The organism is Longimicrobiaceae bacterium, from assembly GCA_036375715.1.
Classification (GTDB): Bacteria; Gemmatimonadota; Gemmatimonadetes; order Longimicrobiales; family Longimicrobiaceae; genus DASVBS01.
Window position 1 is genome coordinate 168836 of record DASVBS010000065.1, and the last position, 15875, is coordinate 184710.

Annotated in this window: 8 protein-coding genes; all 8 read right to left on the reverse strand. The window is 65.6% G+C overall.

Annotated features, from left to right (window positions below; translation table 11 throughout):
- Positions 1–28: 28 nt before the first annotated feature.
- On the reverse strand, positions 29–1213 hold the full coding sequence (locus tag VF167_14230) for an O-succinylhomoserine sulfhydrylase (GenBank protein ID HEX6926575.1): 1185 nt from the start codon (positions 1211–1213) through the stop codon (positions 29–31).
- Positions 1214–1561: 348 nt separating this feature from the next.
- Positions 1562–3253 (reverse strand): RagB/SusD family nutrient uptake outer membrane protein, encoded by a 1692-nt coding sequence (locus VF167_14235; GenBank protein HEX6926576.1) that lies wholly within the window; start codon positions 3251–3253, stop codon positions 1562–1564.
- Between the two features lie 94 nt (positions 3254–3347).
- The gene (locus VF167_14240) at positions 3348–6350 is read right to left on the reverse strand and encodes a TonB-dependent receptor (GenBank protein HEX6926577.1); all 3003 of its coding nucleotides are present in this window, start codon (positions 6348–6350) and stop codon (positions 3348–3350) included.
- A gap of 583 nt (positions 6351–6933) precedes the next feature.
- Complete coding sequence (locus tag VF167_14245; protein HEX6926578.1) at positions 6934–8616, reverse strand: RagB/SusD family nutrient uptake outer membrane protein; 1683 nt, start codon at positions 8614–8616, stop codon at positions 6934–6936.
- A 102-nt stretch (positions 8617–8718) separates the two neighbouring features.
- Positions 8719–11709 (reverse strand): SusC/RagA family TonB-linked outer membrane protein, encoded by a 2991-nt coding sequence (locus tag VF167_14250; GenBank protein HEX6926579.1) that lies wholly within the window; start codon positions 11707–11709, stop codon positions 8719–8721.
- A 545-nt stretch (positions 11710–12254) separates the two neighbouring features.
- Complete coding sequence (locus tag VF167_14255) at positions 12255–12761, reverse strand: TonB-dependent receptor plug domain-containing protein (protein HEX6926580.1); 507 nt, start codon at positions 12759–12761, stop codon at positions 12255–12257.
- Between the two features lie 314 nt (positions 12762–13075).
- A complete protein-coding gene (locus tag VF167_14260) occupies positions 13076–14530 on the reverse strand; it encodes a diadenylate cyclase (GenBank protein ID HEX6926581.1) in 1455 nt (484 codons plus the stop codon).
- 51 nt (positions 14531–14581) lie between these two features.
- A complete protein-coding gene (locus tag VF167_14265) occupies positions 14582–15853 on the reverse strand; it encodes a galactokinase family protein (GenBank protein ID HEX6926582.1) in 1272 nt (423 codons plus the stop codon).
- Positions 15854–15875 lie beyond the last annotated feature (22 nt).

Here is a 15875-nt window from a genome sequence, read left to right on the forward strand (position 1 = left end):
GCGGCCCTGGCCAGAAGTACAGCAAGGCTCAGGCCGAAGCCGTCAGCGCGTGCTCAACATCCCCGATGATGTCGTCCGGGTGCTCGAGGCCGACGGAGATGCGGATCAGCCCGGGCACGATACCCACCTGTTGCCGCTCCTCCTCGGACAGCTTGGAGTGCGTCGTGGAGGTTGGGTGGGTGACGATGCTGCGCGTATCGCCGAGGTTCGTGCTGTGCGAGAGCATCCGCACCGAGTCGAGAAAGCGGCGAGCGCGCTCCAATCCACCGCGGATCACGAGCACGACTATGCCGCCGCCCGCCCGCATCTGCCGCCGCGCGAGCTCGTGTTGCGGATGGCTCTCCAGGAACGGATAGCGTACCTGCTCGACCTCGGGGTGGCCCTCGAAGTGCCGCGCCAGCGCCAGCGCCGTCTCGCAGTGGCGGTCCATGCGCACCGCCAGCGTCTCCAGGCTCTTGGAGAGCACCCACGCGTTGAAGGGCGAGATCGCGGGGCCGGTGTGCCGAGCGAAGAAGCGCAGCTCGCGCATCAGCTCCCCCGAGCCGAGGACTGCCCCGCCGAGCGTCCGCCCCTGCCCGTCGATGAACTTGGTGGCCGAGTGAACCACGATATCGGCCCCGAAATCGATCGGTCGCTGCAGGTATGGTGTGGCGAAGCAGTTATCCACCACCAGCAGGGCGCCATGCGCGCGACACAGGCCGTTCAGCTGCGCCATGTCGATCAGGTCGAGCCCCGGGTTGGAGGGGGTCTCGACGAAGACCATGCGGGTCTCAGGGCGCATGGCAGCTTCCCAGTCAGCCGCCGTGGCGGTGGTATCGACGTAGCTCGCCGTGATGCCGAAGCGCGGAAGCACCCGCGTGAGGAGCTGGTGCGTCGATCCGAACAGCGCGCGCGACGCGACCACGTGGTCACCCGCGCTCAGCAGCGCCGCGAAGGTGGCGAACACGGCCGCCATACCGCTGGCTGTGGCGATGCCGTCCTCCGCGCCTTCGAGCGCACAGAGCTTCCGTACGAGCTCGTCGATGTTGGGGTTGGAGTAGCGACTGTAGACGTTGCCAACTTCCTCTTCGGCAAAGAGCGCCCGCGCTTGCTCCGCATTGTCGAAGACGAAGCTGGAAGTGAGGTAGAGCGGTACGGAGTGCTCGCGCTCGGGCCCGCGCGCGGCCTGCGTGCGGACGGCGAGCGTCTCCGGGTGGAACGGTCGATGGGACATGCAATTCACCGAGGACGAGTCACAATGAGCCCGGCTGGGGAGATATCGCTGCACCCCCACTCCTGTCAATCGCCTCGGGGCGATCCGGGAGAACAGACTCGCTTCGCCCGGGCATCCAGCCGGGGGTTTTCGACCCGGTCCCCGACCGCACGAGCGGGCGTACTGCGCGGCAAGCGAGAACAGGCACCCGGAACAGGAACTCGGAAAAACGAAACCGGAACAGGGAACGAAAACAGGAAGCGACAGCGGAAAGGGCGGGAGCCGTACAGGCCTCCCGCCCTTCACCTTTCCTACCCGGCCCCTCCGCCAGCGGCTCAAACCGCTGGCGGAGGAGCCAGCGCGGCGGGGCTACTCCTCCGCTACCCCGTATCCCGGGTTCTGCGGGAACGGCGTGCCGTCCTCGTTCCGCGTCAGGTCGATCTGTGACTGCGGAATCGGCCGCAGGGTATGGTAATCCTGGATGTTCGGCGCCGCGTCCATGTTCCTGGCGCGGACATACTCGACCAGCTTGCCGAAGCGCACCAGGTCGAACCAGCGGTGCCCCTCGCCGAAGAGCTCGCGGCCCCGCTCGGCCAGAATGAACTCCAGGCTCATGTCGGCCGCGGTCACCTTCATCTCCTCCTCGAAGCCGGGCTTGGCCGCCCGCACGCGGACCGCGTTCACGTACTCCGCGGCTTCGTCCAGCTTGCCCTGGCGGACCAGAGCCTCCGCCACCAGCAGGTAGGTTTCAGCCAGCCGGTAGACGAGGAAGTCGCGCTGGCTGATCTCCTCGTTCAGCGAGAGGCGGGTGGGATCCAGGTACTTGTTGAGGACCGGGAACTTGCTCGGGTTGTATTCGCCCTTGACGTTGGAGCAGTTCGGAATCGGATTCGCCTTCGCGTTCCAGAAGTCGTCCGGCTCCGTGTAGATCACGTAGGGCTTGCCACAGTACACAGCCTGATCCAGCTCGGAGGTCTTGACCTTCGGCAGGAAGATCGCGGTGTCCCCGAGCTCCATCCCCTCGGGCCGGTTGGCGCTGTTGGAAAACCAGACGTGGTTGAAGCTCAGGTCGTAGCGGTCGTCGATGCTCCGATCCCAGAGGGAATCCAGCATGTAGCCGGATGGCCGCAGCCGGCGGAAGGGACGCCCGTACTCGAGCGTACGGGTCATGCCAGGCTCGAGGTCATAGACCATCCCCCAGTAGAGATGCCAACGGTTGCCGCTCGAGCGCGTGAGCGGATCGTTGGTGGACTGGAGAGAGAAGACCACCTCCGGGCCCGCCTCGTTCTCCAGCGTCCAGATGTCGGAGTACTTCGGCATCAGGGAGTAAACTCCCGAATTGATGACCTCCTTTGCGAGCTGCTCCGCGCGCTCCGCATCACCCGGCTCGTTCCGGTAGAGAAGAGCGAGGGCGAGAAGGTGCTGCGCTGCTCCCTTGGTGGCCCGACCGGGATCCGCCGTAGGCGGTAGCGCCTGGATTGCTGCTTCCAGATCCGGAATGATCACGGTCGAGTAGACCTCCGCCACCGGAGCCCGGCGCGCCTGGTTGGTCACCGTGGTGGTCTCCTCCAGGGAGATCGGTATGTCGCCGAAGTAGCGCAGGAGATAGAAGTAGTACAGCGCGCGGAGAAAGCGTGCCTCCGCCACCCGCAAGGTCTTGGTCGCCTCGTCGACGACGGCGGGGTCGAGGTTCGCCGCTCGCCCTACCACTGCGTTGGTGGTGTTGATGTGCCGATACACATCGTTCCAGATGTCCCGCAGCCATGTCTCCCGCGGGTCGATGCGGGCGTCGTAGGTATTCCACTGCTTCCGGCTACCGTCGGCGCCTCCCGCCCAGATGTCGGTACCGTACTCCAGGAAGGTCATGTCGCGCTCCTGGCCGTACAGGTGCCAGAGCCCGGCGTAGGCGGCATTCACCGCGGCCTCGAAACCTTCGGGTTGCTCGTAGTAGTCCGCCGTCACGCCTGCGACGATCTTCTCGTCGAGATCGACACAGGCGGTCGCGGTCGTCAACGCCATGACCGCGGCGAGGCCGATCGAGAGTGATTGTATGGATTTCATCTCTATTCTTCGTGTTCTGGGCTATGCAGGTTCGTGCGTCGAGCGCGGGGCACGGCTCAGGTGGAGCACATGACCAGCGATCTCGCGCCCGGCGTCAGAAGCCGACCGAAGCACCGATGAGCAGCGTCCGGAAGCTCGGCACGCCGGTGTTGTCTCCTCCCTCCGGATCGAAGCCGGGGAAGTCGGTGAAGAGGAAGGGATCCTGCGCCTGCAGATAAACGCGCATGGAGCTCCCATCGCTCAGTCGTCCCAGAACGGACGAAGGCACGGTGTACCCGAGCGTGATGTTGCGAATGCGCCAGTGCGAGGCGTCCATGATCTGGAGTGCCCCGGCGTCGACCGCTCCCTCGGAGTCGAGGTTCGGCCGCGGCCAGCGGTTGCTCGGATTCTCCGGAGTCCAGTAGTCGATCTTCGGCTGGTTGTAGCGAGACGACATCTGGCCCGGCCAGGTGTTGGTGTCGACCATGTAGCCCCAACGGGCGGTGGCCAGCGCCGACAGGTCGAACTGTCCGAACGTAATGCGGTTCGAGAAGCTGCCCACCCAGGCCGGATGGTCGGGGTGGCGGCCAATGATCACGCGGTCGCCGTCCGCAGTGATGCGGCCGTCCCCGTCCTGGTCGACCACCTTCACGTCGCCCGGACGGCGGTCGTATTTGGCAGCCTCCTCCGCCTCGTCGAGCTGCCAGATCCCGGCGAACTCCAGCTCATAGTGGACGTCGATCGGTTTGCCGATGAACCACTCGTTCCCGACGTCGTCCTCCTTGCCGCCGTAGATGCTGACGATCTCGTTCTTGTTCTTGGTCCAGGAGATGTCGCTGGTCCAGGTGATCCCGTGCCAGTTGTCCAGGTTCACCGTCGAGAGCGCCACCTCCACGCCGGTGTTGCGGGTCTCACCGATGTTCTGCAGGACGCTGGTGAAGCCGGTACTGCCCGGGAGCTGCCGCTCCATCAGCAGGTCGTGCGTATCCTGGCGGTAGAAGTCTATCGCGCCACTCAACCGGTTGTTGAGCATCGCGAAGTCGACACCGACATCGAACTGGTCCGTCTTCTCCCACTCCAGCTCGGGATTCGCGAGATCGGCGGGCTCGAAGCCGAACGCGCCTTCACCACCGAACGAATAGACGGTGCGGCCGAGCGAACCCTGCGTCTGATAGGGCGCGATGGCGGTGTTGCCCACCCGGCCGTAGCTGGTGCGGATGCTCAGATCGGTGAACAGCGACTGGTTCTGCATGAACGGCTCGTCACTGAGCCTCCACTTCAGGGCACCCGACGGGAAGAACTCGCACTTATTTCCCGGGGCGAGGCGGCTGGAGCAGTCCTGCCGGCCGGTGAGGGTCAGGTAATAACGACCCAGCAAGGTGTAGTTGACGCGCCCCATGAAGGACTGCAGCACCCACTCCTCGAGATCCGCGCCGACATCGGTCACCCGCCCCGCGGTGCCGATGTTGTGGTAGAGCTGGTACTCATAAGGCAGATCCTGGACGGTTGCCTCCGTCATGTTCTCCTGCTGGCGCTGGATCTCGTAGAGCAGCGTGGCGTCGACCTGGTGCCTGTCGCCTAACTGCTTGTTGTAGTTGAGCTGCGTCGTGGAGACGTAGTTGAGCGTCTGGCTTCGCTGGACCTCGGCGCGATTGCTGCTCCCCTTGAAATCGTCGGTCAACGCGCCGACGAACTCACCCGCGCGAACGAAGGTGAGGTCCGCGCCGAAGACCGTCCGCAGGTTCAACGCGTCGGTCAGATCGTACGCGACGAAAGCGTTCCCGAAGGTCCGCGTGCGCAGCCGGTCGTTCTTGCGGTGCAGCGCATCGACCAGCGGGTTCCACATCTGCGCGTCCCATGGGGTGTTGAACGCGAGCGGCTCTCCGTTCTCGTCGAAGGCCGGCGCGAGAGGATCTATCGACAAAGCTTCGCCCCAGATGCCATCTCCCCGTCCGATGTTCTGGAAAGAGTTGGTGACGTTCGCGGTCAGCCCCGCGTTGAGCCTACCGGAGGTGTGCTCGATGCTGCCACTGGCGCCCCGGCGCATGAAGTTCTGCCCGATGGTGACGCCTTTTTCGTAGAGGTAGTTCCCGCCGATGGCAAAGCGAGTGCTCTCGTTGCCGCCGGTGATGGTGAGCTGGTGGTTCTGGATCGCTCCGTTACGGGAGATGAGATCCGGGTAGTCGGCGTCGACCCCGCTGCGCATGCCTTCCAGCTCACCGGCAGTAAAGGCGACGAGATCCCCCTCCTCGCAGTAGAGTTGACCCTCGGGACAGACGTAGCGCCCTGTGGTACGCACCGCTTCGCGACGGAAGTTCGCGAACTCCTCGGCGTTGAACACCTCCACCATGTTGTGGATCTGCTCGACGCCGTAGTAGGTGTCGTAGGTGACGCGGGTGCCTCCCCCCTGCCCCGACTTGGTGGTGATGAGGATCACCCCGTTGGCGCCGCGCGAGCCGTAGACCGCGGTGGCCGACGCGTCCTTGAGAACGTCAATGGAGGCAATCGTCTGCGGGTTGATGTCGTTGAGACCGCCCGCGATGGCGACGCCATCCACGACGATCAGCGGATCGTTGCCCGCTGAAAGCGAACGCTCGCCGCGAATGCGGATCTCCGGCGCGTCTCCGGGGACGTAGCCGTTGGTCTGCACGTCCAGCCCCGCAACGCGACCTTTGAGCGCCTCACCCACACTCGGCGTGGGGATCTGCGCGATCTCCTCGGCGCGCACCGAAGCGACCGCCCCGGTGACATCCTGCCGTTGCTGGGTGCCGTAGCCGACCGCGACCACCCCTTCGAGCTCGACCGCCGACGCGGCGAGCTGGAAGCTCACGGTGGCAGTCTGGCCCGCAGTCACCGTCACCGTTTGCGTCTCCGTCTCGTAGCCGATCAGGCCTGCTCTGACCTGGTGGGTGCCGGCAGGGACGTTGGACACCGTGAACTGGCCACTCTGGTCGGTGACCGCTCCCAAGCCGGTGTCCTCACCGACGGTGACCGTTGCGCCAGATAGCGGCGCGCCACCCTCATCGGTGACCTGACCCGTGATCTGTCCGCCTGCCTGCGCAGACGCCTGCGTAGCCGTAAAGCATATGGCTAGCAGGAGGAGCACGAAGCGTTTCATCGATGGTTCTCCTTGTGTGAGATCGATGAAGGATGGTCGGCACAATGCCGGCCGGGGTACGGCGAAACGAAGCGAGAAGAGCTTGCAGTTGGGGGTCCGCCAGAGGGGGGAGGGGTGGCGGAGGAGATCTGTAGGGGTACCTGCACCGACCGCGGGGAGCAGGTCGGACGAGGAGCGCAACGCTTCCGCGTGCGCGACGGTGGAGGTTGTACGGACCGGACAAGGGAGCGACCCCGCACGGCAGACTCTCCTGCTCGAGAATCGAGTTCCGGCTGCGGACGGTTCTTGCTGTCAGGTCTGGCTCGGAATTGAGAAGGCCGGCACGGGGGGCACAGCCTCTCGGTTCACGATATCGGTAGCGCGATAAGGTCAGATCCGAGCTGTAGGGTAATCTGCGCGGCGGCTCGTCGCGGGAGGTGCAGCGGCGAGCGCCATCGCCAGGCATGTTGCGTTTGCAGGGGCGAACATATGCGATGGGCGCAAACATGTCAAAGGGGGGACTTCGGGAGGGCTCAAACAGAAGGCCCGTCCGGCTCCAGACTGCCGAGCCGGACGGGCCTTCAAACCACCGCTGTGAACGGGATCAATAACCCGGATTCTGACCGAACTCCGAGCCGTCCTCGTTCCGCGTACGATCGATCTGCGACTGCGGAATCGGCCGCAACACGTGGAAATCCTGGATGTTCGGAGCGGCCTCGTGATTCCGGCGCCGCACCATCTCGACCAGCTTGCCGAAGCGCTTCAGGTCGAACCAGCGGTGACCCTCCGCGTACAGCTCGCGAGCCCGCTCGTCCAGGATGAGGTCGAGCGTCATGTCGGCGGCGGTCACCTCCATCTCGGCTTCATGCCCCGGTCGCGCCGCCCGCCGGCGCACCGCGTTCACGAACTCCGCCGCCTCGTCCAGCCGCTCGCCCTGACGGATGATCGCCTCGGCGGCCAGCAGGTACGTCTCGGCAAGTCGATAGACCGGGAAGTCACGCCGCCCCTCCTCGGTGTTGACCGCCGGCCGCAGCGGGTCGACGTGCTTGAGCATCACCGGGAAGGTGCTGGTGTTGTACTCGCCCTTCAGCGCCGGGCAAGCATCACCCAGCGGCCGCGACTTCGGGTTCCAGAAGTCGTCCGGCTCGGTGTAGATGACGTACTTCTTGTTGCAGTAGAGGTCGCGGTCCAACTCGCTCGTCTTCACCTGCGCCAGGAAGATGGCGGTGTCGCCGAGCTGCATCCCCTCAGGCATCGTGGGCTCGAAGTTCGCATACCAGACGAAGCGGAAGGAGTCGAGGTAACGCGAATCGGCCGCCCGGTTGAACAGCGAGTCCATGAAGAACGCCGAGGGACGCACGCGCCGCCACGGCCGGCCGTACTCCAGCGTGCGGGTCATTCCCGGCTCGCCGTCGTAGGTCATGTTCCAGTACAGGTGCCAGCGGTTGCCGCTCCCCCAGGTGAGCGGGTCACCGCTCGACTGCACCGTGAAGATCATCTCCGAGTTCTCGATGTTCTCGATATCCCAGAGCTCCTGGTACGAGGGTTGGAGCTGGTAGACACCGGAGTTGATCACCTCCTTGGCCAGCGCTTCGGCGCGTGCGGGATCGCCGTCCGCCAGGCGCGTCAGGTAGACCACCGCCAGCAGGTGCTGGGCGGCTCCTCTGGTGACCCGGCCGTACACCTCCTGCTCGAGCGGTAGGTTCGCGATCGCGAACTCCAGGTCGGGGATGATGACCTGGCTATACACCTCCGCCTCCGGCGTACGGTGCGCCTCAGTGATCACGCCCTGGGTCTCTTCCAGCGTCACGTGTACGGCGCCGTAGTGACGCACCAGATGGAAGTAGAAGAGTGCGCGGAGGAAGCGGGCCTCGGCCACCAGGCGGTTCTTCTCCTCGTCCGACATCCCGCCTTCCAGGGCCGCGGCACGGCTGATCGCCGCGTTCGCCGCGTTGATCGCCTGATAGCTGGCGTTCCACTGATCGTTGGCGTACGCCGTCGTGGCATTCAGCCGCTGATCGTACAGGTTCCACTGCTTGTGGCTGCCGTCCGCGCCCATCGCCCAGATATCGATGCCGTACTCCTGCATCGCGAAGTGCCGCTCCTGGGCGTAGTGACCGTAGAGACCGTTGTAGGCCGCCTCCACCGCGTCGCGGAGGCCTTCGGGCGTTTCGAAGTAGTCTGCCGTAACTCCGGAGACCACTCGCTCGTCGAGGTCGATGCAGGCCCCCAGGCCGAGGACCGCCACACCGACGAGCGCGACCGATCTCGTGAATTGAAATTTCATCGTCTATGGACTCTAGAATTGGAACGCATATGGATCGATTTCGCCGGCCGAAGCACGGTTGGGTTCACCCGCGGGCGATCCCGTCCGCGCTCGAGCGTGAAATCAGAAGCCGACGCTTGCACCGATCAGCAGGCTGCGGTAGCTCGGAACGGTGTTCCCTTCGGCTCCTTCCGGATCCACGCCCGGGAAGTCCGTGAAGACCCAGGGATCCTGTGCCTGCGCGTAGATGCGCAGCGCGGTTCCACCACCGATCCGCTCCAGCAGCGACTGCGGAACGGTGTAGCCAAGCGTGATGTTCCGGATCCGCCAGTGCGAGCCGTCGAAGTAGCGGACGGCTTCCGCGTCGATCGCGCCCTCGGAGTCGCGGTTCGGGCTCGGGAACGCGTTGGTCGGATTCTCGGGAGTCCAGTAGTCGAGCTTGGGCTGGTTGTAGCGACCTGACATCTGCCCCGGCCACACGTCCGTCCGGATGGTGTAGCCCCAACGCGCGTAGGCGAGCACGGAAAAGTCGAACGCGCCGACGTCGATGCGGTTGGTCAGGCTTCCCGTCCACAGCGGGAAGTTGGTGTGCCGGCCAAGAATGACGCGGTCGTTTCCGTCGATGTCACCGTCACCATCGGCATCCAGCACCTTGATGTCGCCGGGTTGACGGCTGTAGCGGGCTGCCTCCTCCGCCTCGTCCAGCTGCCAGATCCCCAGCTTCTTCAGGTTGTAAAGCACGTTGATCGGCTTGCCGATGAACCAGCCGCTGCCCGGATCGTCCTCCTTACCGCCGTAGAGGCTTACGATCTCGTTCTTGTTCATCGACCAGCTCACATCGGTGGTCCAGCGGATGCCGTTCCAGCCGTCGAGGTTGATGGTGGAGAGCGCCACCTCGATACCACGGTTCTGCGTCTCACCCACGTTCTCGGTGATCTCGCCGAAGCCCGAAGTCCAGGGCAGCTGCCGGTCCATCAGCAGGTCCGTGGTGTGCTGCTGGTACAGGTCGATCGTGCCGCTGACCCGGTTGTCGAACATTCCCAGGTCGATGCCCAGATCGAACTGCGCGGTCTTCTCCCAACCCAGCTCAGGGTTGGCGAGCGCGCCGGGCCGGTAGCCATAAGCACCGACGTCACCGAACGAGTAGACGGTCCGGCTGAGGCTACCCTGCGTCTGGTACGGGCTGATCGCGCTGTTGCCCGTCAGACCGTAGCTGGCACGCAGCGACAGCTCGGTGAAGAGGCCCTGGTTGAGCATGAAGGCCTCGTCCGAGACGCGCCACTTCACCGCACCGGAGGGGAAGAAGCTACACTTGTTGCCCGGGGCCAGACGGCTGGAGCAGTCCTGCCGCCCCGTCAGGGTCAGGTAGTAGCGGTCGAGCAGCGTGTAGTTGAGGCGGGCCATGAAGGACAGCAGCGCCTCTTCACGCAGGCTGCTGCTCACCCCGGTAACCGTTCCCGCGGTGCCCAGGTTGTACCAGAGCTGATGCTCGTAGGGAAGGTTCTGGACGCGGCCCTCCGAGGTGGACTCCTTCTGCTGGGAGACCTCGTAGATGCCGGTCAGGTTGATGCGATGGATGTCGCCGATCTGCCGATCGTAGGTCGCCTGCGTGGTCGAGATCCAGCTGAAGATATCGTTGCGCCAGAGCGTGGCGTCGTTGTTGTTGCCGCGGAAGGGCGAGCTGTTCGAGCCGCGGAAGGTGCCGTCCCGCCGGTGCGTCAGGTCGGCGCCGAAGGTGGTCTGCAGGGTCAGCCCATCGAGCAGCTCATAGCCGATAAAGGCATTTCCGAAGGTACGCGTGCGAAGGTTGCTGTCCTTCCAGTGCTGGACGTCCGCCAGCGGGTTCCAGCGCTGGGCGTCCGTGGTCGGCTGCGGCCGGATGGTCCCGTCCTCGTTGTAGGGCGAGCCATACGGAACGAGCTGAGCCACTTCGGACCACAGACCGGCACCGCGGCCGTTGTCCTGGTTCGAGTTGCTGATGTTGGCCGAAATGCCCGCCCGCAGCCGTCCGGCGGTGTGGTTCAGGCTGACGTTGGCGCCCCGGCGCACGAAGCCGGTGCCCAGCGTGACGCCCTTCTCCTGCAGGTAGTTGCCGCCGATGGCGAACTGGGTGCTGGCGCTACCGCCCGTCACGGTCAGCTGGTGGTCCATCAACTGGCCAGTCCGCGAGATTATGTCCTTCCAGTCGGTGTCGACCCCCGCCCGGTAGCCCGCGAGCTCGTCGGCGTTGAAGATCGCCTCGTCACCTTCGTCGCAAACGGTGTAGCCTTCGCAGGGATACTTGTTCACGCGGCGGGCCGCCCAACGCTTGAAGTCGGCGAACTCCTCGGCATCGAAGACCTCCACGTGCTTCCTGATGCCCTGAACGCCGAAGCGGGTATCGTAGGTGACGCGGGTCGGTCCCTCACGACCGGAATTGGTGGTGATCAGGATGACGCCGTTCGCCGCGCGCGAGCCGTAGATTGCGGTGGCGGAGGCGTCCTTGAGCACCTCGATCGACTCGATGCTGTTCGGATTGATGTCGTTGAGGCCGCCGGCGATGGGGAACCCGTCCACGACGATGAGTGGGTCATTGCTGGCGGAGAGGGAGCGGGCCGCCCGGATGCGGATCACCGGGGTCTCACCGGGGAGGTACCCGTCAGTGCGGATGTCCAGACCCGGCACCCGGCCCTTGAGCGTCTCGGCCACGTTGGTCGTCGCGATCTCGCGGACCTGTTCCTGGTTCACCGATCCGACGGCGCCAGTGACGTCGCGCCGGAGCTGCGTGCCGTAGCCGACCGCCACGATTCCCTCGAGGTCAATCGCCGATTGGGAGAGGGTGAAGTTTGCGGTCGCGGTCTGCCCGGCAGTCACGGTTACCGTCGCGGTCTGCTCCGAGTAGCCGATCCTCCCCGCGCGGACCTGGTGCGTGCCGGCGGGTACGTTGGTGATGGTGAAGCGGCCCTGCGCATCAGTGAGTGCGCCCAGCCCGGCCGTTCCGAGCGTCACTGCCGCGCCATCCAGCGGCGCCCCCGCGGCATCGGTCACGACCCCCGTGACCTGACCCGTGCTTTGCGCCGCTGCTTGCGAGGCCGTAAACAGCCCAGCCAGCAGGAGTAACACCAGACGTTTCATCGATAGGTCTCCCCTTAGGTGGATCGATGAAGAATGGCCGGCCCTCGCCGGCCGTGGGACAACCGTGTGGTCCGAGATCGAGTCAGGGATGTACGCAGGTATTCTAGGGCGCTCCTGGAGAGGGCCTTGGGGAAGGCGGCGACGGCCGCCAGATCAACGTGCGGTCTTATGTGTAGGGGAAGCGGTCAGAACGGTCTGAGAAGGGCCTCGACGAAATCTTCTACGATCCGTGATCCTGCTTCCGGACTGCTCTACCAACCCGGCTATCGGAACAACGCGATGTATGCCTGCGGCGAGGGGCTCCAAGAGCCCGACGCGGGAGTCGAGATATCGATGAAAGGGGCGCGGCCTTCTACCGCACCCCGGATGTAGCTCAAAGAAGCGCGTCAACGATATCGCGATCCCTCTTCCTTGTCAAACCTTTCCATTTCGGGGCCGACCCAAGCCCCGATCGACAGAATCCACGCGGTTCACGACCGAGCAGGTATACCCATGCTTCGTGGGTAAGGCGAGTCTGTGAGGGGAGTGGTTCCCCGACGAACTTTTTAGCGCTGGTTGTAGGCCGTCGTCGTGATGAGGATCACACCGTTCGCGCCGCGAGCGCCGTACGCACCGGTCGAGCCGGCGTCCTTCAGGACGTCGATGCGGGCAATGTTTCCCGGCGACAGGTTCGCCAGCGCCGCGTGCATCACACTGGGGTTGATCGGCATCCCGTCGATCACCAGCAGGGGCTCGTTGCTTCCGATCAGAGAGCGCGTCCCCCGAATGCGGAAGGAGTAGTCTCCGTTCGGCATACGCGTCACCAGCACGCCGGGCATCCGGTCCCGGATGAGCTCTTCGACCCGCGTGACGCGCATCGTCTCGATCTCCTCCGCGGTCAGCGAGGCAACCGACCCGGTCACATCCTCGGAATCGACCCGGTCGTAGCCGATCGTTACCTGCTCTCGAGGACCGATGTCGCGCGCTCGACGTGACGTGGAGCAGGCTGCCAAGGTCACCACCGCCAGCAGCGGTATGAGGTAGATCCGACCGGGAGCCGCGTGGGTGCGCATGCCTCCCTCACTTTTCCTGGGTCCCGTCCGCGTACCCGGACCTTCCGGGCCAACCGGCCGGGAGTTCGGTGAATCAGCGTTCTCACCGCGCCGGCCAAGCGGTCGATAGCGAGGACGCCGACCTCCGATCTAGCATATGTAGCGCCCGCGGGAAGTGCGCAGCGCGCACAGATCCGCGATCGGAGGAGTTCTGTTCGGGATGGGCCGGAGCTGGACGCCCGTAGCCAGGATGATGGGATGGCACAGTCATCATATGACTGGATCAATATTTTGTCCAGGGTCTTGTGCAGGGAAAGATCGGCGCGCCATCTCGGCTATCGGGACGACCGGACGCCACGCCGGCGCAGCACGACGGCCACCTCCCCCTCCTCATCCGGCGCCAGGCGGACTCCCGCCGGAAGGCTCAGGCTCGCGGTGGTCGTTCCCACGCGGAGCAGTCGTCCGAGGTCGATCGGCTCTGTGGGAATGGCAGTGGGCGGTGTTACGTCCTCGGCGAGGAGGACCGTCACGGTGCGCGGCTCGGTGGTCAGTTGGAGAGTATCGGCGAGTGCCTGTCGGGTCCGAACCTGAATCGGGACGTCGATGGCCATCTGGGGCTGAGCCTCCACCCTGATCTCCGACGGGCGGACCTGGACCAGCTCCAGCCCCGAGGGGAGCGTCAGGTTCTCCGCGGTGATGGGGAGCACGTTGGTGCCGGAATCGGGCTGCGACAGATCGAACGAGATCACCAGCTCACCGCGATCCAGCCGGCCGAACGCCTGCTCGGACCCGCTCAGCGTCACCATTGCCGTGGGAACGGTATCGCTCACCAATGCCCATTCCGGCGGCAGGTTCCGAAACTCGATCGGAACCGCGAAGGTGCGGGACACTGTGTCGGCGCTGAAGGAGAAGAGCAGCCAGGTGAGCACGGCGAAGCCCACCGACATCGCCGCGGTCTCCAGCGTCGTGCGGCTCCTCCACTCGGGCCTCCCATCCCCTCCTTCAGTGTAGTGTTCGTTCCAGAAGTGAATGAGGCGCTGCGACAGCTCGGAGAGCGACTCCATCTCCGTGAGAGTACCGTCCTGAGCGACGCTGATGGTCCCCCGCTCTTCGGAGATCACCAGAACGAAGGCGTCGGTCTCGTTCGCCAGCCCCAGCGCCGCTGCGTGCCGGGTGCCTCCATAGCGGCTCACCTCAGGAATCTGAGACGCCAGCGGCAGGTGGGCGGCGAAGCGGACCACTCGATCGCCTTCCAGGAGCACCGCACCGTCGTGACCCGCGCTCTCTGGCTGAAAGATGCTCTCGAGCAGGGGTCGGCTCACCAGCCCGTCCAGCTCGATCCCGCCCTGGATGTGCGGATCCCATGAATCGCGACCCTTCAGGGCGATGATCGCACCTACGTGATCCTCGGCAAGGCGGTTCGCGACCTCGATGAGGGTATCGACCGTCGTGCCTCCTGCCTGCGACTCCTGCCGTTGCGTGTCCCCCCAGGCGCCGAGGCGATCGAGCAGCCGCCGAATGTCGGACTGGAAGACGACCACCGCCGCGATCAGAAAGCCGATCGAAACGAGCTGGAGGAGCTGGCGGAAGAGGTAGAGGTGGACGATGTCGGCGAGGAGATAGACGATCGCCAGCAGCCCGCAGAGGGCCATGATACGGCGCGCCGCGCTCCCCGAGCTGCTCCGGCGCAACCAGGTGATGCCCACGAAGAAGAATGCCGCGACCAGCAGGATGTCCGCGATATCGGCGAGCTGTACCGCGCGCGTGAGGTCCCTGAAAAAGGCGTCCATGCCCTTGCCATGGTGCACGCTGCGGGCCGCCGAGGGTGGGAAGTCATGCCATCACGCCACCCGTCGCGCCGCGGGACCGGCGTCGCTGGAGAAGAAGACCGCCTTCCCGGCGCGACCGGGAAAGTCAGCGGCGTAGGCGGATCGCCATTCAGACAGGAAGCGCTCGACCTCGGTCTCCGGAACGAGGGCCCAGACGCTGCCTCCGTAGCCGGCGCCGAAAGCGGAGGCCGCCACGGCACCCAGGCGCCGCGCCGCGCGCGCAAGCTCCACGGTCTCGGGAATCTGGTTACCGAGGAGGGTCTCCGCCGCGCGCTGCGACTCGTCCACCAGTTCTCCGAAGCGATCCAGCCGCCCTTCCGCCAGCGCGTTGGCGGCGGCGGGGATCAGCACCTCGCTCTCCAACACGAAGTGGTCGAGCCGGGCGGCGAGGTCACGCGGGGGGAAGCCGAGTCGCTCAGGGGACTGCAACAGCGCTCGCAGCCGGTCGGCGGCGTCGGGGGAGGAGCGCAGTGCCGCGGCCAGGCTGACCGCGGGCGCCCCGCCCGAACGGATCCAGAGGTCGCGCAGGGCACGGGCGAGCGCCGAGGCGCGGTTGTAGTGCTCGCGCATGGCCCCGGTTTTCTCCGCCTGCACCCCACTCGCCGCGAGAGCGAAGCGGTAGCCGGACAGCATCGGCAGGGTCCGTTCGCGGGCGGCCGGCACGAAGCGGTACTGCAGAAGGGTCCGCTCGCGCGCCTGCAGGATTGCGGTGTGGTCCTCGCTTCCCCCGTGCGTCCCGACCCCCGAATCCCCCGCCAGCCGACCGAACCCCTGTCCACTCTCCACCGCGGCGAGGTAGGAGGCGAGCGCATCCAGGTCGGTGATCGCTTCCCGGAAGAGCGGCCGATCCTGTAGCCGGTTCGCCGCGGCCAGGCAGAGGAAGATCCCGATGATGAGCGCGCTGGAGCTGCTCATACCAGAGGCCGGCGGCAGGTCGCTGCTCAGGGCCACGTCGACGCCGCGCCGGAGCTCGGAGAAATTGCGCGCCAGCCGGCGCACGGTTGTCATCGGATAGTTGGTCCACCCGATGCCCGGCTGCAGGTCCGGCCTGATTTCGAAGTCGACGGCGTCCCTGAGGTCGAGCGCCTCTACCCACACCCGGGGCTGGTCCCGCTCCGTGGATACAAGCGTGAAGCCACGCTCCACCGCGGCGAGAAGGCTGCGCCCCCCCGCGTAGTCGGTGTGCTTGCCGAGCACCTCGATCCGGCCGGGTACCAGAAAGACCTTGGCGGGAGTTTTCGGGGGGTGGCCGCGGCGCAGCAACGCGCGGGCGCAGAGGGCCACGCTGGTCGGAGCACTCCTGGTC